General features: G+C 43.5%; 22 protein-coding genes. 20 read left to right on the top strand and 2 right to left on the bottom strand.

The window, feature by feature from the left end:
- Positions 1–28: 28 nt before the first annotated feature.
- Together def and H9661_RS06840 are read right to left on the bottom strand one after the other, a co-directional pair.
- Positions 29–604 (bottom strand): peptide deformylase, encoded by a 576-nt coding sequence (gene def, locus H9661_RS06845; RefSeq protein WP_027625331.1) that lies wholly within the window; start codon positions 602–604, stop codon positions 29–31.
- The gene (locus tag H9661_RS06840) at positions 597–788 is read right to left on the bottom strand and encodes a helix-turn-helix transcriptional regulator (protein ID WP_027625332.1); all 192 of its coding nucleotides are present in this window, start codon (positions 786–788) and stop codon (positions 597–599) included. The genes def and H9661_RS06840 overlap by 8 nt, the downstream gene beginning before the upstream one ends.
- Positions 789–1072: 284 nt before the next feature.
- Here H9661_RS06840 and H9661_RS06835 point away from each other — a divergent pair, with 284 nt between their 5' ends.
- From H9661_RS06835 to H9661_RS06740, 20 genes are all read left to right on the top strand, one after another.
- Complete coding sequence (locus H9661_RS06835) at positions 1073–1432, top strand: HNH endonuclease (protein ID WP_163200643.1); 360 nt, start codon at positions 1073–1075, stop codon at positions 1430–1432.
- 111 nt (positions 1433–1543) lie between these two features.
- Positions 1544–2095, top strand: a complete 552-nt coding sequence (locus H9661_RS06830) for a P27 family phage terminase small subunit (protein WP_024400905.1) — start codon at positions 1544–1546, stop codon at positions 2093–2095.
- Positions 2096–2112: 17 nt separating this feature from the next.
- Complete coding sequence (gene metK / locus H9661_RS06825; protein WP_147716701.1) at positions 2113–3288, top strand: methionine adenosyltransferase; 1176 nt, start codon at positions 2113–2115, stop codon at positions 3286–3288.
- The gene (locus H9661_RS06820) at positions 3269–4510 is read left to right on the top strand and encodes a site-specific DNA-methyltransferase (RefSeq protein WP_053995416.1); all 1242 of its coding nucleotides are present in this window, start codon (positions 3269–3271) and stop codon (positions 4508–4510) included. Before metK ends, H9661_RS06820 begins: the two co-directional genes overlap by 20 nt.
- Positions 4503–6662 carry a DNA cytosine methyltransferase gene (locus H9661_RS06815; RefSeq protein WP_163200642.1) on the top strand — a complete coding sequence of 720 codons (2160 nt, stop codon included), beginning with the start codon at positions 4503–4505 and terminating at the stop codon, positions 6660–6662. Before H9661_RS06820 ends, H9661_RS06815 begins: the two co-directional genes overlap by 8 nt.
- Before the next feature lie 113 nt (positions 6663–6775).
- Complete coding sequence (locus H9661_RS06810) at positions 6776–7468, top strand: hypothetical protein (protein WP_015926205.1); 693 nt, start codon at positions 6776–6778, stop codon at positions 7466–7468.
- Positions 7465–7692 (top strand): DUF4314 domain-containing protein, encoded by a 228-nt coding sequence (locus H9661_RS06805; protein ID WP_055742201.1) that lies wholly within the window; start codon positions 7465–7467, stop codon positions 7690–7692. Before H9661_RS06810 ends, H9661_RS06805 begins: the two co-directional genes overlap by 4 nt.
- A gap of 23 nt (positions 7693–7715) precedes the next feature.
- The gene (locus tag H9661_RS06800; protein WP_015926203.1) at positions 7716–7904 is read left to right on the top strand and encodes a DUF5049 domain-containing protein; all 189 of its coding nucleotides are present in this window, start codon (positions 7716–7718) and stop codon (positions 7902–7904) included.
- An 89-nt stretch (positions 7905–7993) separates the two neighbouring features.
- Positions 7994–9598, top strand: coding sequence for a terminase large subunit (locus H9661_RS06795; protein WP_147716704.1), 1605 nt, complete (start codon positions 7994–7996; stop codon positions 9596–9598).
- A 44-nt stretch (positions 9599–9642) separates the two neighbouring features.
- Positions 9643–10887, top strand: a complete 1245-nt coding sequence (locus H9661_RS06790; RefSeq protein ID WP_191767987.1) for a phage portal protein — start codon at positions 9643–9645, stop codon at positions 10885–10887.
- Positions 10888–11577 carry a head maturation protease, ClpP-related gene (locus H9661_RS06785; RefSeq protein WP_015926200.1) on the top strand — a complete coding sequence of 230 codons (690 nt, stop codon included), beginning with the start codon at positions 10888–10890 and terminating at the stop codon, positions 11575–11577.
- A 19-nt stretch (positions 11578–11596) separates the two neighbouring features.
- Positions 11597–12790, top strand: coding sequence for a phage major capsid protein (locus H9661_RS06780; RefSeq protein ID WP_163200640.1), 1194 nt, complete (start codon positions 11597–11599; stop codon positions 12788–12790).
- A 12-nt stretch (positions 12791–12802) separates the two neighbouring features.
- A complete protein-coding gene (locus tag H9661_RS06775) occupies positions 12803–13015 on the top strand; it encodes a head fiber protein (RefSeq protein WP_015926198.1) in 213 nt (70 codons plus the stop codon).
- A 26-nt stretch (positions 13016–13041) separates the two neighbouring features.
- Positions 13042–13362 (top strand): head-tail connector protein, encoded by a 321-nt coding sequence (locus H9661_RS06770; protein WP_163200639.1) that lies wholly within the window; start codon positions 13042–13044, stop codon positions 13360–13362.
- Between the two features lies 1 nt (position 13363).
- Positions 13364–13699 (top strand): phage head closure protein, encoded by a 336-nt coding sequence (locus H9661_RS06765; protein WP_041706780.1) that lies wholly within the window; start codon positions 13364–13366, stop codon positions 13697–13699.
- The gene (locus tag H9661_RS06760; RefSeq protein ID WP_015926195.1) at positions 13692–14123 is read left to right on the top strand and encodes an HK97-gp10 family putative phage morphogenesis protein; all 432 of its coding nucleotides are present in this window, start codon (positions 13692–13694) and stop codon (positions 14121–14123) included. Before H9661_RS06765 ends, H9661_RS06760 begins: the two co-directional genes overlap by 8 nt.
- Positions 14120–14464, top strand: a complete 345-nt coding sequence (locus H9661_RS06755; protein ID WP_015926194.1) for a hypothetical protein — start codon at positions 14120–14122, stop codon at positions 14462–14464. Before H9661_RS06760 ends, H9661_RS06755 begins: the two co-directional genes overlap by 4 nt.
- Positions 14465–14466: 2 nt before the next feature.
- The gene (locus tag H9661_RS06750; protein WP_015926193.1) at positions 14467–15066 is read left to right on the top strand and encodes a major tail protein; all 600 of its coding nucleotides are present in this window, start codon (positions 14467–14469) and stop codon (positions 15064–15066) included.
- 2 nt (positions 15067–15068) lie between these two features.
- The gene (locus H9661_RS06745) at positions 15069–15452 is read left to right on the top strand and encodes a hypothetical protein (protein ID WP_015926192.1); all 384 of its coding nucleotides are present in this window, start codon (positions 15069–15071) and stop codon (positions 15450–15452) included.
- A 209-nt stretch (positions 15453–15661) separates the two neighbouring features.
- The gene (locus H9661_RS06740; protein ID WP_015926190.1) at positions 15662–18118 is read left to right on the top strand and encodes a phage tail protein; all 2457 of its coding nucleotides are present in this window, start codon (positions 15662–15664) and stop codon (positions 18116–18118) included.
- The last annotated feature ends 13 nt before the right edge of the window (positions 18119–18131 follow it).

Raw genomic sequence — 18131 nt, 5'->3', positions numbered from 1 at the left:
ACTTTGAATACCGACCTAATGCATGATCTCAGTATAAACTTTTACAGTTTTCTGGTAGTTTGAAAGGATTTTCTTTATTGATACGCTCATAAAACATAATTCCATTTAGGTGATCTATTTCATGTTGAATAACAATAGAGGAATAGCCATTGAGTTTTAATATTATTTCTTCTCCTTCTAAATTAAACCCTTTCACTTTAATTCTCTCATATCTTGGTACGAACCCATTTATATCTCGATCAACAGATAGGCACCCTTCACTTGGTGGTAAGTAAATCATAGAAACGGAATGGCTAATAATTTTTGGATTAATAAGGGTATATTCATGTTCTTTCCCCATCTCGTCAGTGAAATACGCTACAAACATTCGCTTATTCAAGCCAATCTGATTCGCGGATAATCCAACTCCTCCACGTAATTTATATTTTTTGGATAGAATGGGGTCTTGACTATTTTTTAAGAAATTCATCATACTAGTTAATGTTTCCTTATCTTCCTCAGGGGGAGGTACCATCACTTCCAGTGTTGGTCGATGTAAGATATCATTACCTTCCCTTACAATATCTTTCATTGTTATTATATAATTTGAATGAAATTTATTCATAAATAAACAATTCATCTACCTTTACTTTTAACGTTTTTGATAATTTGAAAGCCAGTTCCAGTGTGGGATCATATTTATCATTCTCTATACAATTTATTGTTTGTCTAACAACTCCACACTTCTTAGCAAGTTGCTCTTGTGTTATCCCCAATTTGTTCCGTATTGCTTTAATTTTATTTTTCAACAGTATCACCTATGTCAAAGATATTGGACATTGTTATTATAACAATTACAATAAACATGTCAATAACTTTGGATATTTTTGAAAATATCTATTGGTGGTTTTTGTACGCAGTAATCTGAATGCTCGCAAAAGGTTGGCACACTTTGGCACAGTTTGGCATACGATGACACTGTTTGTCTGTAGTGAAAGTTATATAATGGTAGTATGGAATATTAATAAACAGAAGCCTTCACGGGAGAACCACTCCTGCGAGGGCTTTTTCTATGGGCAAAAGGAGGTGCAGTATGCCAAAAAAACCTAAGCGTCCATGCTCTTATCCTGGTTGTCCAGAGCTGACTGACAGACGTTTTTGTGAAGAACATGCTAAAAAGGAAGCCGCACGGTATGAAAAGTACGACCGTGACCCAGCAACCCGTAAGCGTTATGGTCGTGCTTGGAAAAGGATACGTGACCGCTACATTGCAGCTCATCCTCTTTGTGAGGAATGTAAACGACAAGGAAAGCTGACCCCAGCAAATGAAGTCCATCACATTCTTCCTCTTGCAAGAGGAGGGACTCACGATAGAAGTAATCTGATGGCTCTTTGTACTCCTTGCCACTCTGCTATCACAGCAAGAGATGGAGACCGTTGGGGAACCCGGTAGGGGGAGTCAAATCTCCACAGCTTTTCATTTGTGTAACGGGCGTGGGGCAACGCGTGAAAATTCGCGGTTTCAAACAGGGTAATAGACCCATCGACGAAAAGAGGTGAGTGAATGGCCAAAGATGGAACAAATCGTGGCGGTGCCCGTATAGGCTCTGGTCAAAAAAAGAAACCGCTTGCTGATAAAATTGCACAGGGAAATCCAGGTAAGAGAAAGCTAGAAATCATTGACTTCCAAAATACCGCTGATTTAAAGGGGCAGGAAATGCCAAAGCCAAGGGCCATGCTCTCAGCGGTGCAAAAGGACGGGAAAACCCTAGTAGCCAGCGAGATTTATGAAATTACTTGGAAATGGCTTGAGGAGCGAGGCTGTGCCCATTTGGTGCTCCCGCAGCTTCTAGAACGATATGCCATGAGTGCGGCCAGATGGATACAGTGTGAGGAGGCGGTAACTGAGTTTGGCTTTCTTGCCAAGCATCCAACTACCGGCAATGCTATTCAAAGTCCATATGTAGCTATGAGTCAGAACTTTATGAGTCAGACAAACAGATTGTGGATGGAGATTTATCAAATCGTTAAAGAGAATTGTGCTACAGAGTATTCTGGTTTAAACCCACAGGACGATGTGATGGAGCGACTGCTATCTGCCCGCAGAGGAAAATAAAGATGAGGAGATATGTAATGAGTAAAAGATATTTAACAGCTGAAAGTGTATGTGCTGGACATCCTGATAAACTATGCGACATCATAGCAGATAGCATTTTGGAAGCTTGCTTACGTAAAGATAGGGCATCAAGGGTGGCTTGCGAGGTTATGGCGACTAAAGGAAAAATTATCGTGGCGGGCGAGATCTCCTGCAGCGAGAAAGTGAACATTAGAGACATTGTAAATACTGTACTGAAAGATGTGGGATACAACCCTTTAAAATTTTTGATTTATGTATATGTACATAATCAAAGTGTAGATATTGCGGCTGGTGTGAATACCGCGCTAGAAGCACGAAATGGAATAAATGAACAGTACGGTTCCATAGGTGCCGGAGACCAGGGAACAATGTATGGCTATGCTACAAAGGAAACAAGGGAAATGCTTCCCCTACCCCTTGTACTTTCTCACAGAATCGTAAAGAGACTGGATGATTGTCGTAAAGGAAAGCTGATAAAAGGGATTCTTCCCGATGGTAAAGCACAAGTAACGGTAGAATATGAAGCTGACACTCCAGTGAGAATAAAGACGATTGTGATATCGGTACAGCACGATAAAAATAAAACACAGGAAGAACTTAAGGCAGATATCCTTAACAATGTCTTATGGCAGTGCTTTGAAGACTTCCCTTTTGATGATGAAACAGAAATTCTCATCAATCCATCAGGTCAGTTCGTACTTGGTGGTCCCGCTGCCGATACGGGTTTGACCGGAAGAAAAATCATGGTCGACACCTATGGAGGGCTTGCATCTCATGGAGGTGGTGCTTTTTGTGGTAAAGACCCAACCAAAGTTGACCGAAGCGGTGCTTACATGGCTCGGTATATTGCCAAGCATATTGTTTGGTGTGGTTATGCAAAGAAGTGTGAAGTGAGTATTTCCTATGCCATTGGTAAGGCAAACCCAGTAGCCTTTACTATAAATTCCCTGGGTACTGGCACTATTTCTGATGAAATATTAACTCTTGCTGCCCAGGAAACTTTCAACTTAAGACCTGCGGCCATCATTGAAAAACTGCGTCTTAGAAATGTGATTTACTCTGACACCGCGGCTTATGGTCACTTTAACAGTTGTCTGTTCCCGTGGGAGGATGTAAATAAATACAGTGAATTTAGAAAGGCGGTGGAAAAGTATGTTGATAGAGAAGATTAAAACGAAACAACTCATCCCCGCTGAATATAACCCAAGGAAAGATTTAAAACCGGGTGATTCGGAATATGAGAAACTTAAACGCTCCCTTGAGGAGTTTGGTTATGTAGAACCCGTTATATGGAATAAGACTACAGGCAGAGTTATCGGAGGTCATCAGCGTTTAAAAGTCCTGCTTAGTATGGGTATAGATGAGATAGAATGCGTAGTAGTTGAAATGGATGAGCAAAAGGAGAAGGCGCTGAACATTGCACTAAATAAAATTAGTGGTGATTGGGATAAAGACAAATTAGCACTTCTCATCACGGACCTAAATGCTTCAGACTTTGATGTGTCTTTGACAGGTTTTGACCCGGGAGAGTTGGACGATCTTTTCAAGGATTCCCTTAAGGATAATATAAAAGAAGATGATTTTGATGTAGACAGTGAGCTGAAAAAGCCCGCTGTTTCGCATTTAGGGGATGTTTGGCTACTTGGACAGCATCGATTAGTCTGTGGAGACAGTACAAAGAAAGACACCTTTGATGTCTTGATGGATGGGAAAGCTGCCAATCTGGTAGTTACGGACCCTCCATATAACGTCAACTATGAAGGCACTGCTGGAAAAATCAAAAATGACAATATGGCTAATGAAGCGTTCTATGATTTTCTGCTTGCGGCATTTCAAAACACCGAAGCAGCGATGGCAAAGGACGCTTCTATTTATGTATTCCATGCTGATACGGAAGGACTCAATTTCAGAAGAGCATTCTCCGATGCGGGATTTTATCTATCCGGTACTTGTATATGGAAAAAGCAGTCCCTTGTTCTTGGACGCTCCCCATACCAGTGGCAACATGAACCGGTTCTTTTCGGTTGGAAAAAGAAAGGCAAGCATCTTTGGTATTCAGACCGTAAGCAGACCACTATCTGGGAGTTTGAGAAACCAAAGAAGAACGGCGACCATCCAACCATGAAACCAGTGGCACTTGTGGCATATCCCATTATGAACTCAAGCCTTAGTAACTGCATTGTGCTTGATCCCTTCGGTGGTTCAGGAAGCACACTGATTGCCTGTGAGCAGACCGATAGAATTTGTTACACCATTGAACTTGATGAAAAGTACTGCGATGTCATTGTAAAAAGGTATATTGAGCAAGTGGGAAATTCTGATGGTGTATTTCTATTAAGAGATGGTTCGAAATTCAGATATTGTGACCTGCCAGAGGTGAATGAGGATGAGTAAATTAACACTTGGTTCCCTCTTTGATGGTAGTGGTGGCTTTCCTCTGGGTGGTTTGCTTTGTGGCATCGAACCTTTATGGGCATCTGAAATTGAGCCGTTTCCTATAAGGGTTACGACTAAACGTATCCCTCAGATGAAGCATTATGGAGATATAAACAAATTAAATGGTGCGGAGCTTCCGCCTGTAGATATCATAACCTTTGGTTCTCCATGCACGGATATGAGTGTGGCGGGTAAAAGAGCCGGTCTGGACGGAGAGCAATCCGTCCTTTTTTATGAAGCAATCCGAATTATTAAAGAAATGAGGTGTAAGACCAATGGACAATATCCAAGGTACGCAGTCTGGGAAAATGTCCCCGGCGCATTCTCGTCAAATAAAGGAGAGGACTTCAGGGCAGTCCTCGAAACGGTTATCGGTGTCAAAGAACCGAACACCTCGGTGCCTTTTCCTGAAAAAAGACGATGGCCTTACGCAGACATCTATATGGGAGACGGATGGAGTGTGGCTTACCGAACTATCGATGCGCAATATTTCGGAGTCCCCCAACGTCGTCGTAGAATCTACCTTGTCGCAGATTTTGCAGACAGATGTGCCGGAGAAATACTATTTGAGTCCGAAGGCATGCCAAGGAATTTTACGTCGGGCGGCAGCCCGTGGCAAAGAACTGCCGACAATGCTAAAAAATGCACTGGAAAAACAGGCGATAGCATAACTTGCCTAAATGACCAAGGCGGAAGAGTGATGTCTGTTTCGAAGGATATTACTGCAACACTTCGAGCAGAGGAACATGGACACCAGCCTTGCGTAATGCAGTCAAGCGGATTTTGTACTGAACACAGTGCCAAGAGCAGAAGTGTAGGATATGAGGAAGAACGCTCCCCTACACTTAGAGCAGGCGTTGTCCCGGGTACAGTCATGTCCTTTGAACCTGGTGCGGCTTCTCGCATTGGGGGACATACTGACGAAAACTTAAGTGGATCACTTCGTGCAAACATGGGAGATAATCAAACAGCTGTTGTAATAGAAAACCATCCAACCGATAGCCGTGTGAAACTCTCGGAGGATAATAAAGTACAGACGCTAACCTCTCGGATGGGAACTGGTGGCGGGAATGTACCCCTTATTATGAACACTCCTAAAACGTTAAAAATCCGCTCTGGCTGTGAAGGCGGTGGTAAGGGTGCATTGATACAAGATGATAAGTCTGCAACTCTTGGATGCAATAATGATCAAACCGTTTTTGTGCCTACCGCATATGGCATATGTTCTGATAAAAGCAATTCCATGCAGTCAAGCAATCCACATAGCGGTATATATGAAGCGGATACTTCTCGAACTATTGATGCCAATGGAGGAAATCCGGGGTGTAATCAAGGTGGTATTGCAGTAGTTGCTCTGCAAGGCTCGATGATTGGTAGAGAGGATAAAAACGGTCCCCAAGGAAGCGGTATAGATGAAGATGTTTCTTTTACGCTTAATACCGCCGATCGTCATGCTGTTGCCTATGCCATGACTACCGGAGCCTATGCACAGGTTGAAGAAGATAAAGCACCAACGTTATTGTCGAGAGATTATAAGGATGCTCCTGTTGTGACTCAGCCTTCTTACGGTATTGATCGGGCGGCTTTTAATCAAGGAAAGAACGCTCTATATAAACCGACTATAGATGAAGAACAGCAACCTACGCTCACAGCTAAAGGTCCTGGAGCAGTGGCGCACCCAGATTCGTTTTATCCTCAGATGAAAGCTGAAAGTCAATGCTACAGACAGGATGGTACATCAAATACGATTATCAATGGTACCAATCCAGGCTATCAAAATGGATTGGTTGAGCCGGACTATATTGTTCGAAGGCTTACGCCAACGGAATGTGCAAGATTGCAAGGTTTTCCCGATGATTGGTGCGATGATCTTGGTACGGAAAATCCTAAAGAAGATGAAATTTCATTCTGGACGCAGGTTTGGGAAACTCACCGCAAAATTATAGGTAAAAGCAAAAGGCCAAAAACAAGAAATAAGATTATAAAATGGCTTAACAATCCTCATTCCGATGCAGCTGAATATAAAATGTGGGGTAATGGCGTAGCACTTCCATGCGTTTGTTTTGTGCTGACTGGCATTGTGTTATCTACACAAAATACCGCCGATTAATGGAACCGTATTTTCAAACCGTATTTTCTACAGAAAGATGCTCTAAATGACTTGATATTAACAGCTTTTAGAGTGATATATGTACGTACCGAAAATAGAAAGGCGGTATGAAAATGAAGATTAACTATAATGTTACGGGACCAAAAAGAAAAGCACTGGTTAACGCAATCAGCCAACAACTAAACGCCCCTGTAAAATATCTCGGAGCACCTACATTTGCATATGAGGTGGCAGACTACAATGTTAACAAAAACGGAGTTCTAAGCGGACCAGATAAAAAGGAACTGGTCGATGATCTATTGGGACTTCACGACTTCAAAGCAATTTCAGAAGAATTTGACGCACCACCTCCGAAAGCAGAAGCAAATGAAACGGAAGAATCTATCAATCTGATAATTCAAATGCCACGGGCAGATTTTACCGACACGGCAATCGAGAACCTAAAAGGATTGGTAGAGAGCAAAGCAACTCTAATAAAGAAAGCAATTGATACGGATTCCATTCCCATCATTGTATATGAGGAATTTGTAGCATTCCCTTGGTTTCAAGGTGAGTGCTCCTCAGAGGAGGTTAAGGCATACACCCATTTTGTCACGGCACTTTGCGAAATGGCGAAAAAACAGACCCGTGTCAACTCCACCGAGAAATCAGTAGAGAATGAAAAATATGCTTTCCGTTGCTTCCTGCTAAGGCTTGGTTTTATCGGACCAGAATATAAGATGGAACGAAAGATTCTCCTTTCCAAGCTTTCAGGTAGCTCCGCTTTCAAAAGCGGAACGGCCAAGCAGGAGGTGAGTGAACAATGAATATCATTCACCCAGAAATGCTAAAGCAACTTAGAAGCTATTACACTCCAGGAACACGTGTGATGCTACTTAAAATGAACGACCCTTATACTAAACTTCAGCCTGGATCTAAAGGTACGGTTACTAGTGTTGATGACATAGGAACGATTCATGTCAGTTGGGATTCGGGTGGTTCCCTTGGAGTAGCCTTTGGTGAGGATTTATGCAAGAGAATCGAAGAGTAAACATGAATCGGAGGAGGTAATAAATGAATGAGATAATCAAAGAACAAATCCTTTCCATCCGAGAAAGTGGAGTCACAAATATGTTTGATGCAAACCGAGTCCAGTATGAAGCAAATGAACGAGGGTTTTATGAATTGGTAGTCTATTTAATAGACCATAAAACGGAATATGCTCATTTCATACTGACGGGGGAAGTGGATGAAAAGAAGTAAATAAAATTTAACTAGGATAAGGAGAAGGGCTTCATCTATAGGATTGAGGCTCTTTTCTTTTGTCCTTTTTCATAAAAGGGGCGGTGTTTATGCGGAAACTGAAGAAATATAAGCCGACCGCCTTTATAGCTGATGGGTCATATTACGATAAGGATGCTGCTGATTACGCTGTAGCTTTTATCGAAGCACTCTCCCATACGAAAGGTTTATGGGCAGGTAAGCCTTTTGAACTTATCGATTGGCAGGAGCAAATAATCCGTGATTTATTTGGAATTTTAAAGCCAGATGGATATCGGCAGTTTAATACTGCTTATGTAGAGATACCTAAAAAGATGGGAAAAAGCGAGCTTGCCGCAGCAATTGCACTTCTCCTCACTTGCGGTGATGGTGAAGAACGGGCGGAGGTGTATGGTTGTGCCGCCGATCGCCAGCAGGCATCAATTGTATTTGAAGTAGCAGCCGATATGGTGCGGATGTGTCCGGCACTGAATAAACGAGTAAAGTTGCTGGCTTCAACTAAGCGATTGGTGTACCTGCCGACCAACAGCTTCTATCAGGTATTGTCGGCTGAAGCCTACTCCAAACACGGCTTCAATATACATGGTGTTGTTTTCGATGAACTTCATACTCAGCCAAACCGGAAACTATTTGATGTTATGACGAAGGGATCTGGGGATGCAAGGACCCAACCGCTGTATTTTCTTATCACCACAGCGGGAACGGATACTCAAAGTATCTGCTACGAAACACACCAAAAAGCGGTTGATATTATTGAGGGCAGAAAATACGATCCTACCTTTTACCCCGTAATCTATGGTGCTAAAGAAGAGGATGATTGGACAGATCCAAAAGTGTGGAAGAAAGCAAATCCAAGCTTAGGAATTACGGTGGGAATTGACAAGGTAAGGGCAGCTTGTGAAAGTGCAAAGCAAAACCCTGCTGAAGAGAACAGCTTCAGGCAGTTAAGATTGAATCAGTGGGTTAAACAGTCTGTCCGTTGGATGCCAATGGCAAAGTGGGATGCCTGTGCATTTCCAGTTATACCAGAAAGTCTTGAAGGGCGGGTATGTTATGGGGGTCTTGACCTATCTTCTACAACAGACATTACAGCCTTTGTGTTGGTGTTCCCACCAGAGGATGAAACAGATAAATACATTGTTCTTCCGTATTTTTGGATGCCAGAGGACAACATTGACCTCCGAGTCCGAAGAGACCATGTGCAATACGATCTTTGGGAGAAGCAAGGGTATATTCTAACCACAGAAGGCAATGTAGTGCATTACGGCTACATTGAGCGGTTTATTGAAGAACTGGGCGAAAAGTATAACATTCGAGAAATTGCGTTTGACCGTTGGGGAGCTGTTCAAATGGTTCAGAACCTTGAAGGATTAGGCTTTACTGTCGTTCCTTTCGGTCAAGGCTTTAAAGATATGTCACCATCAACCAAAGAACTGATGAAATTGACATTAGAAGAAAGAATAGCACACGGTGGGCATCCAGTGCTTCGGTGGATGATGGACAACATCTTTATAAAAACTGATCCGGCAGGTAACGTGAAACCGGATAAGGAAAAAAGTACAGAAAAGATAGATGGTGCGGTAGCGACCATCATGGCACTTGATCGTGCTATCCGTTGTGGCTCAGGTAATAGTGGGGATTCGGTGTATGACGAGAGAGGTTTGATTGTCTTTTAAACCTTAATGGTTAACAACAATGTTTATATTCGGAGGTGACGCCTATGAATCTAATAAAAGGACTGTTTCGGTCAAGGGACAAACCGCAAAACCGTGTGGGTAGTGCATTTTCCTTCCTGTTTGGTGGTACGTCATCTGGCAAAACAGTGAACGAGCGTACTGCAATGCAAGCAACAGCAGTGTATGCCTGCGTAAGGATACTAGCTGAAGCGATTGCAGGATTGCCACTCCATGTATTTAGATATCGTTCTGATGGAGGTAAAGAAAAGATTCCTTTTCACCCGCTGTATTACCTTCTTCATGATGAACCAAATCCAGAGATGACTTCATTTGTGTTTCGAGAAACACTGATGAGTCAGCTTTTGCTTTGGGGAAATGCCTATGCACAGGTGGTCAGAAACGGTCGTGGGCAGGCAGTGGCGCTTTATCCCCTACTCCCCAACAAGATGGAGGTTAGTCGAGCAACAAATGGTGAGCTGGTCTATACCTATTACCGTGATACGGATGAAAGTGGCCTAAACCCAAAAGGCGGCTATGTCACACTCCGTAAAGATGAAGTTCTTCACATTCCTGGCTTAGGTTTTGATGGACTCATTGGTTATAGCCCTATCGCTATGGCGAAAAATGCAATCGGTATGTCACTTGCTACTGAAGAGTACGGTGCGGCATTCTTTGCCAATGGTGCTAATCCCGGAGGTGTGCTGGAACACCCAGGAGTAATCAAAGATATACAGAGGGTCAAGGATAGTTGGAATAGCGCCTACCAAGGCACAGGCAACGCTCACAAAATTGCTGTGTTGGAAGAAGGCATGAAGTTTCAAGCCATTGGTATCCCGCCGGAACAAGCGCAATTTCTTGAAACACGGAAATTCCAAATTAATGAGATTGCGAGGATTTTCCGAGTACCGCCCCATATGGTGGGTGATCTTGAGAAGTCTAGTTTCTCCAATATTGAGCAGCAATCGTTGGAGTTTGTAAAATACACCCTTGATCCGTGGGTGGTGCGATGGGAACAAAGTCTCCAGCAATCGCTTATTTTGCCTTCTGAGAAAACTTCACTGTTTATCAAGTTCAATTTGGACGGTCTGCTTCGTGGTGATTACCAAAGTCGTATGAATGGCTACGCTACAGGTCGTCAAAATGGCTGGATGTCAGCCAACGATATCCGTGAACTGGAGGACATGAACAGAATACCAGCTGAGGAAGGTGGCGATTTATATCTGGTTAACGGAAATATGACAAAACTGGCTGACGCAGGTGCGTTTGCCAAAACCGAAGGAGGTCAGTAAATGAGGAAGTTTTGGAACTGGGTGCGAGATTCTGATGAAGAACGTACCCTCTATTTAAATGGAGTGATATCCGAAGAAACGTGGTGGGGGGATGAGGTTACACCTAAGATTTTTAAAGATGAATTGCTGGCAGGCACCGGCGATATTACGGTGTGGATTAATTCCCCTGGCGGTGATGTGTTCGCAGCAGCCCAGATTTATAACATGCTGATGGAGTATACCGGAAAAGTCACTGTAAAGATTGATGGACTTGCGGCAAGTGCGGCATCCGTTATTGCAATGGCAGGTGGAGATGTATATATGTCCCCGGTTTCCATGCTTATGATTCATAACCCATCAACTATTGCTATCGGTGACAGTGAGGAAATGCTACGAGCAAAAGCACTATTAGATGAGGTTAAGGAAAGTATTATTAATGCCTATGAGTTAAAAACGGGTCTTTCCCGAACAAAACTCTCCCATCTGATGGATGCAGAATCATGGATGAATGCAAATAAAGCCATTGAACTTGGTTTTGCAGACAAGATCATGTTCATGGAAAGTGAAACACCGGATTTGACGGATAGTCTTATCTTTAGCAGAATGGCGGTTACTAACTCGCTTATTAGCAAACTACCAAAACAACCAAAACAGAAAACAGGTACACCCATCGAGTCGCTGGATAAGCGGCTTTCTTTAATTTTGCACTAATTTAAAGGAGGAAATAACAATGAGTAAAATTCTTGAATTGCGTGAGAAACGCGCTAAAGCTTGGGACGCAGCAAAGGCATTCCTTGATTCAAAACGTGGTGGTGATGGACTGTTATCCGCCGAGGACACGACAACCTATGAAAAAATGGAAGCCGATGTGATGGCTCTTGGTAAGGAAATTGAACGTTTGGAACGCCAAGCATCTATCGACTTGGAACTGTCGAAAGCGACCAGTAACCCAATTACCAATGAACCTACTAGAACTGGAGAGGAAAAGACCGGTCGTGCAAGTGCTGAATACAAAAGAGCTTTCTGGAATGCAATGCGTGACAATGTTAGCTATGAAGTAAGAAACGCTCTAAAGATTGGCACTGATTCTGAAGGCGGATTCCTTGTGCCAGATGAGTTTGAACGTACTCTAGTAGAAGCTCTAGAGGAAGAAAATATTTTCCGTAGATTGGCTAATGTAATCACTACATCTTCTGGTGACCGTAAGATTCCTGTTGTTGCAAGCAAAGGTACAGCAAGCTGGATAGATGAAGAAGGAGCTATCCCAGAAAGTGATGACAGCTTCGGTCAAGTATCGATTGGTGCTTATAAACTAGCAACGATGATTAAAGTCTCTGAGGAGCTACTAAACGATTCCGTGTTTAATCTCGAAAGCTACATCACAAGAGAATTTGCCCGTCGCATTGGTAACAAGGAGGAGGAAGCCTTCTTTGTAGGTGATGGAACAGGTAAGCCAACAGGGATTTTAAATGCCACAGGCGGCGGTCAAGTTGGTGTTACTGCGGCAAGTGCCACTGCCATCACTTTGGATGAGGTATTAGATTTATTCTACAGCTTAAAAGCACCGTATCGTAATAAGGCAGTATTCGTAATGAACGATGCCACTATAAAGGCTATTCGTAAATTGAAAGACGGTAATGGGCAATACCTATGGCAACCTTCCATCCAAGCGGGAACACCTGATACGATTCTTAACCGCCCGCTGTATACCTCATCATATGTACCTACTGCTGAAGCTGGTGCAAAGACTGTGGTATTCGGTGATTTTAGTTATTACTGGGTGGCAGACCGTCAAGGACGAGTATTCAAACGCTTAAATGAACTCTATGCTGTCACAGGTCAAGTAGGATTTATTGCGACTCAACGAGTTGACGGAAAGCTTATCTTACCGGAGGCCGTTAAGGTACTCCAACAGAAAGCCTAACGGAGGTGCATTATGAGTTATAACGCGAAGAATTATACTGAACAAGGCGGAGAAAAAACTGTTATCGGTGGTGTTTTAGAAATTAAAGAGGGGGCCTCGGTTACGGGACTTCCTGTTCTTGAAAATCAGGCAGACAGTATAGCCACCGATGTTACTGGTTTAGTTACGGACTTTAATGCTCTGCTTGCCAAACTAAAAGCGGCGGGGCTTATGGAGTCTGACTAAGGTGGAACGTAAAGGAGGTTGGTGGTATGGCAGTGGCAGATAATCTTTTGCCAAAAGTTAAAGCGAACTTAATTTTAACGCATGATCAAGATGATTCCCTCCTTATTGGATATATCACTGCTGCAGTCTCATATGCACAGAGCTATCAACACGTTTCAGAAGACTATTATGAAACCCATGCCATGCCTCCAACAACAGAACAAGCAGTGATTATGTTGTCGAGCCATTTCTATGAAAGTAGGGACGGCTCGACGGCCGGTTTCTTTGCTGATAGTGTACAGGCGGGGCAACAAGTATGGAACACAGTGAACTTGCTTTTACGGCTTGACCGAGAGTGGGGTGTTTAGCATGAGTTTTGGAAAGATGAACACCTTCATCGATATCGTTTCAGTTGAAAACAATAAGGATAGCGAGGGGTTTGGTACAACCAGTGACACTATTGTTGCTTCGGTTCGTGCATATAAGGAAGAACGGCATGGTAATGAGAAATGGGCAAACAGGGCGGTATTTTCTGAAGCAACCGCTCTGTTTTGTTTTCGCAAGATTCCCGATATCCATGTGACCACAAAAATGGTCATTGTAGATAGCGATGGACGGTATGAGATTACTAGTGTAGAAGATGTAAAAGGCCGAGGAATGTATATTGAGGTTTTAGCAAAAAAGGTGGTGGCATCGAATGGCTAAAGTGGATGTAAGAATGCCCGAGGACTTTCTTCTTAAGGTATCCAAATTGGCTGAGCAAACCGATGTTATTATCCCCAAGGTGCTGGAAGTTGGTGGCGAAGTGGTGCTTGCGAAAGTTAAGGATAACCTACGCTCTGTCGTTGGAAAGGGAACAAAATACCCGTCCAAATCCACGGGAGAACTTGTATCCTCCCTTGGTGTTACTTCAGCAAAACAAGACCGTAAAGGTAATTACAATGTCAAGGTTGGATTTTCAGAACCCAGAAGCGATGGTGGTAGCAATGCCAAGATTGCTAATATCATTGAATATGGTAAGCATGGGCAGCCAGCAAAGCCATTTCTAAAACCTGCAAAATCTAAATCAAGAAAGCAGTGTGTGGAGGCAATGACTGCCAAACTGGATGAGGAGATTAACAGCCTATGAGTATTTTATTGGAACTAAATAGAATTGTGGATGGTTTAGGTATTCTTGTGGAAACTGGTGTGTTCAAGGACAAAGCCCCTGATGAGTATGTTGTTATCACACCTCTTGCGGATACCTTTGATGTTCACGCAGACAATCGTCCACAGTTTGAGATACAGGAAGCACGGCTATCGTTATTTAGCAAAAATAACTATCAAGTACGAAAGAATCAGCTTGTCCGTGCGTTCCTGGATGCAGACTTTACCGTGACGGACCGTCGTTATATTGGACATGAGGATGACACGGACTACCATCATTATGCCATTGATGTGGCAAAAGAATATGAATTACAGGAGGTTTGATTATGGCAACGATTGGACTTGACCGTCTCTATTATGCTCCCATCACAGAGGACGAAAGTGGAGACGAAACATATGGTACGCCCGTTATGTTGGCAAAGGCCATCTCTGCAGAGCTATCCATTGAGCTTGCGGAGGCCACCCTTTACGCTGATGACGGAGCGGCAGAGATTATAAAAGAATTCAGAAACGGAACACTCTCCCTTGGTGTGGATGACATTGGACGTAAAGCAGCTGAGAGTCTTACAGGAGCAACTACGGATGATAATGGGGTACTTATTTCCGCTAGTGAGGATGGAGGTAGCCCTGTTGCTATCGGCTTTCGAGCAAAAAAGGCAAATGGGCAATACCGCTATTTCTGGCTATACAGGGTAAAGTTTGGTGTTCCCTCCACCAATCTAGCTACAAAGGGAGATTCTATCACTTTTTCCACGCCAACCATTGAGGGAACTGTATCGCGCAGAAATAAATTAGATGGAAACGGCAATCATCCGTGGAAAGCGGAGGTCAATGCAGATGATGAAGGAGTTTTACCAGCTACTATCAGTGGTTGGTACACGGAAGTCTATGAACCTGTTTTTGCTGTTTCTGGTGGAGGTGAATAAGGATGGATAACGAAAGAAGTGCAATGATTAATATTGGCGGACAGGAACATGAGCTTATCCTCACGACCAAGGCTACCAAAGAAATTGCCCGACGCTATGGTGGTTTGGAGAATCTGGGCGAGAAACTGCTGAAATCTGAAAACTTTGAGATGGCTTTGGATGAGATAATATGGCTTATTACTCTCTTGGCAAACCAATCCATTCTCATTTACAACCTGAAAAATAAAGAAGCCCCAAAGGATGTGTTGACTGAGGATGAGGTGGAACTGCTCACCTCACCACTAGAACTCGCAACTTATAAAAGTGCCATTACAGAAGCCATGTTTAAAGGCACAAAGAGAAATATTGAAAGTGAAGATCACCCAAAAAACATCAAGGCCGAGTAAGCGATGATGAATTGTTTACTCGGCTTCTTTATTACGGAACAGTTCATCTGAACCGTACTGAGGAAGAAACGTGGCTCACACCATTAGGGCTTCTCATGGACTTGTGGGATTGTCATCGCCAGTTCTTGGGGCTTGCTAACCGGAAGCGAGAACTCTTCATTGAGGACATAATCCCCGAAGGATTGAATTAGAAAGGAGGGCGTTAACATATGGCTGATAATTTTGGCTTAAAGATTGGCATTGAGGGAGAAAAAGAATTTAAGAACGCCCTTCGTGATATCAATCAGTCCTTTAAGGTTCTAGGTAGTGAGATGAAACTCGTATCCTCGGAATTTGATAAAAATGATAAAAGTGTTCAGGCGATAACCGCTCGAAACGAAGTTCTGAACAAGGCTATTGAGGCACAGAAGGATAAAATCTCTACGTTAGAAGCTGCTCTAAAAAATGCTTCTGAGAGCTTTGGCGAGAATGACAGGCGTACACAAAATTGGGCTATTCAGCTGAATAATGCAAAAGCCCAACTCAACGATATGGAACGAGAGCTAGGAGATGCAGCTGATGAAGCAGATGATCTTGGAGAGGAACTTGAGGATACAGGGAATAGTGCAGATGAGGCCGGTAGCAAGTTTGAGAAGCTAGGCGGTGTCCTTAAAGGCATCGGTGTGGCGATGGGTACAGTTGCTGTTGCAGCAGGAGCCGCTGCTATAAAGCTAGGCAAAGAGGTAGTTGCTCAGTTCGGAGAGTTAGAACAGAATCTCGGTGGCTCTGAGGCGGTATTCGGTCAATATGCCGCATCCATTCAAAAAACTGGTGAAGAGGCTTACAAAAATCTCGGTGTTTCCCAAAGTGAGTATCTTGCTACGGCAAACAAAATGGGCGCATTGTTCCAAGGCTCTGGTATACAGCAACAGAGAAGTCTTGAGCTAACTGAAAAGGCTATGCAACGAGCGGCGGATATGGCATCTGTTATGGGTATTGATATGTCCTCTGCACTGGAGGCGGTCACAGGTGCGGCAAAGGGTAACTTTGATATGATGGATAATCTGGGTGTTGCTATGAACGCTACCAATATCGAAGCCTACGCACTTGCAAAAGGGCTGGATTTCACTTGGAACACCGCAACACAAGCGGAAAAAGCTGAAGTAGCCATGCAGATGTTCTTTGAGAACACAGAGCAGTATGCAGGCAACTTTGCCCGTGAATCAACAGAAACCGTCACAGGTTCGCTGGGTCTACTCCAAGCCGCACTCGGCTCGTTTACAGCAGGACTTGGCAATGCCGATGCAGATATGACGAATTTGACACAGAATCTTGTAGATGCATTCCAATCGGTTGTTGCTAATATTGTCCCAGTTTTAGAGAATATTGTAGCCGCCTTACCTACGGCAACAGGTGCGATATTATCAGCGGTAGGCGACTTGCTTCCTATGCTTCTTGGCACTGTAACAGAACTGTTTTCTCAAGTACTGGAGGCAATTCTGAATCTTTTACCAGAACTTATTCCGGCTACTGTTGAAGCTGTAATGACGATTGTTGGGGCATTGATCGATAATCTTCCACTCCTGATTAATGCTGCAGTGGAACTGGTCACTGCACTTGTAGAAGGCATCGGTTTGGCTTTACCACAACTCATACCAGCAACGGTTCTTGCAGTAACACAGATTGTACAAGGATTAACTGACAACTTGCCAATGATACTGGAGGCAGCCTTTCAGCTTATTATGGGGCTTGCCCAAGGTCTAATTGCCGCTATTCCGCAGTTAATTGCCGCATTACCCGCCATCATTACCGCTTTAGTTGACTTTATCATTGGCGCCATTCCGCAGATTATCGATGCAGGTATACAGCTTTTGGTGTCACTAGTTGAAGCATTGCCGGAAATCATTGCAGCAATAGTTGCTGCAATCCCACAGATAATTGATGGTTTAGTTACGGCGATACTTGGCTCAATCCCCCAAATAATTGATGCCGGGGTGAATCTGTTGATTGCCTTAATTCAAAATTTACCAATCATCATTACTATTGTGGTGGCAGCGATACCTAAGATTATTACCTCGCTTGTCAATGCAATTATTGGCAGTATCCCGCAGATAATTCAGGCGGGTATACAACTTTTAGTATCACTGATTAAAAACCTACCTACTATTATCGTAGAGGTTGTCAAAGCTGTCCCACAGATAATCACAGCTTTAGTTAAGGGTTTTACGGGTTCAATTGGGCAGATGGCTCACGTTGGTGGCAATCTTATTAAGGGTCTATGGCAGGGAATCTCTGATGCGGGTGCATGGCTCTGGGGGAAAATATCCGGTTTCTTCGGTGGTGTGGTGGATAAAATCAAAAACTTCTTTGGCATTCGCTCACCTTCTGCACTTTTTGCAGGACTTGGTGACAATATGGCACAGGGGCTTGGGCAAGGCTTTGAGAAGACGATGGCGCAGGTTGGTGAGGATATGCAAAATGCTATCCCCACAGACTTTGACACACCAGGTATAAACCTTAGCAGTTCTGTCAATGGGTCAGTCGGTACTGGGGGTTTTGGTGGTTCGCTTATCACCATACAGCAGATGATAGTTCGATCCGAGGACGATATCCGCAGGATTTCACAGGAACTGTACAACTTGATGGAAACCGGCTCGAGGGCGCAAGGACGCTTCAATCCCGCTTAAGGAAGGAGGATGA

The organism is Clostridium cibarium, assembly GCF_014836335.1.
In the GTDB taxonomy this organism is placed as follows: Bacteria; Bacillota; Clostridia; order Clostridiales; family Clostridiaceae; genus Clostridium; species Clostridium cibarium.
This window is presented reverse-complemented; position numbering and strand designations above follow the sequence as displayed.

Coding starts and splice junctions, on each gene's coding strand:
- def (WP_027625331.1), bottom strand. CDS start 604: ATGAATAAATTTCATTCAAATTATATAATAACAATGAAAGATATTGTA.
- H9661_RS06835 (WP_163200643.1), top strand. CDS start 1,073: ATGCCAAAAAAACCTAAGCGTCCATGCTCTTATCCTGGTTGTCCAGAG.
- H9661_RS06830 (WP_024400905.1), top strand. CDS start 1,544: ATGGCCAAAGATGGAACAAATCGTGGCGGTGCCCGTATAGGCTCTGGT.
- metK (WP_147716701.1), top strand. CDS start 2,113: ATGAGTAAAAGATATTTAACAGCTGAAAGTGTATGTGCTGGACATCCT.
- H9661_RS06820 (WP_053995416.1), top strand. CDS start 3,269: ATGTTGATAGAGAAGATTAAAACGAAACAACTCATCCCCGCTGAATAT.
- H9661_RS06815 (WP_163200642.1), top strand. CDS start 4,503: ATGAGTAAATTAACACTTGGTTCCCTCTTTGATGGTAGTGGTGGCTTT.
- H9661_RS06810 (WP_015926205.1), top strand. CDS start 6,776: ATGAAGATTAACTATAATGTTACGGGACCAAAAAGAAAAGCACTGGTT.
- H9661_RS06805 (WP_055742201.1), top strand. CDS start 7,465: ATGAATATCATTCACCCAGAAATGCTAAAGCAACTTAGAAGCTATTAC.
- H9661_RS06800 (WP_015926203.1), top strand. CDS start 7,716: ATGAATGAGATAATCAAAGAACAAATCCTTTCCATCCGAGAAAGTGGA.
- H9661_RS06795 (WP_147716704.1), top strand. CDS start 7,994: ATGCGGAAACTGAAGAAATATAAGCCGACCGCCTTTATAGCTGATGGG.
- H9661_RS06790 (WP_191767987.1), top strand. CDS start 9,643: ATGAATCTAATAAAAGGACTGTTTCGGTCAAGGGACAAACCGCAAAAC.
- H9661_RS06785 (WP_015926200.1), top strand. CDS start 10,888: ATGAGGAAGTTTTGGAACTGGGTGCGAGATTCTGATGAAGAACGTACC.
- H9661_RS06780 (WP_163200640.1), top strand. CDS start 11,597: ATGAGTAAAATTCTTGAATTGCGTGAGAAACGCGCTAAAGCTTGGGAC.
- H9661_RS06775 (WP_015926198.1), top strand. CDS start 12,803: ATGAGTTATAACGCGAAGAATTATACTGAACAAGGCGGAGAAAAAACT.
- H9661_RS06770 (WP_163200639.1), top strand. CDS start 13,042: ATGGCAGTGGCAGATAATCTTTTGCCAAAAGTTAAAGCGAACTTAATT.
- H9661_RS06765 (WP_041706780.1), top strand. CDS start 13,364: ATGAGTTTTGGAAAGATGAACACCTTCATCGATATCGTTTCAGTTGAA.
- H9661_RS06760 (WP_015926195.1), top strand. CDS start 13,692: ATGGCTAAAGTGGATGTAAGAATGCCCGAGGACTTTCTTCTTAAGGTA.
- H9661_RS06755 (WP_015926194.1), top strand. CDS start 14,120: ATGAGTATTTTATTGGAACTAAATAGAATTGTGGATGGTTTAGGTATT.
- H9661_RS06750 (WP_015926193.1), top strand. CDS start 14,467: ATGGCAACGATTGGACTTGACCGTCTCTATTATGCTCCCATCACAGAG.
- H9661_RS06745 (WP_015926192.1), top strand. CDS start 15,069: ATGGATAACGAAAGAAGTGCAATGATTAATATTGGCGGACAGGAACAT.
- H9661_RS06740 (WP_015926190.1), top strand. CDS start 15,662: ATGGCTGATAATTTTGGCTTAAAGATTGGCATTGAGGGAGAAAAAGAA.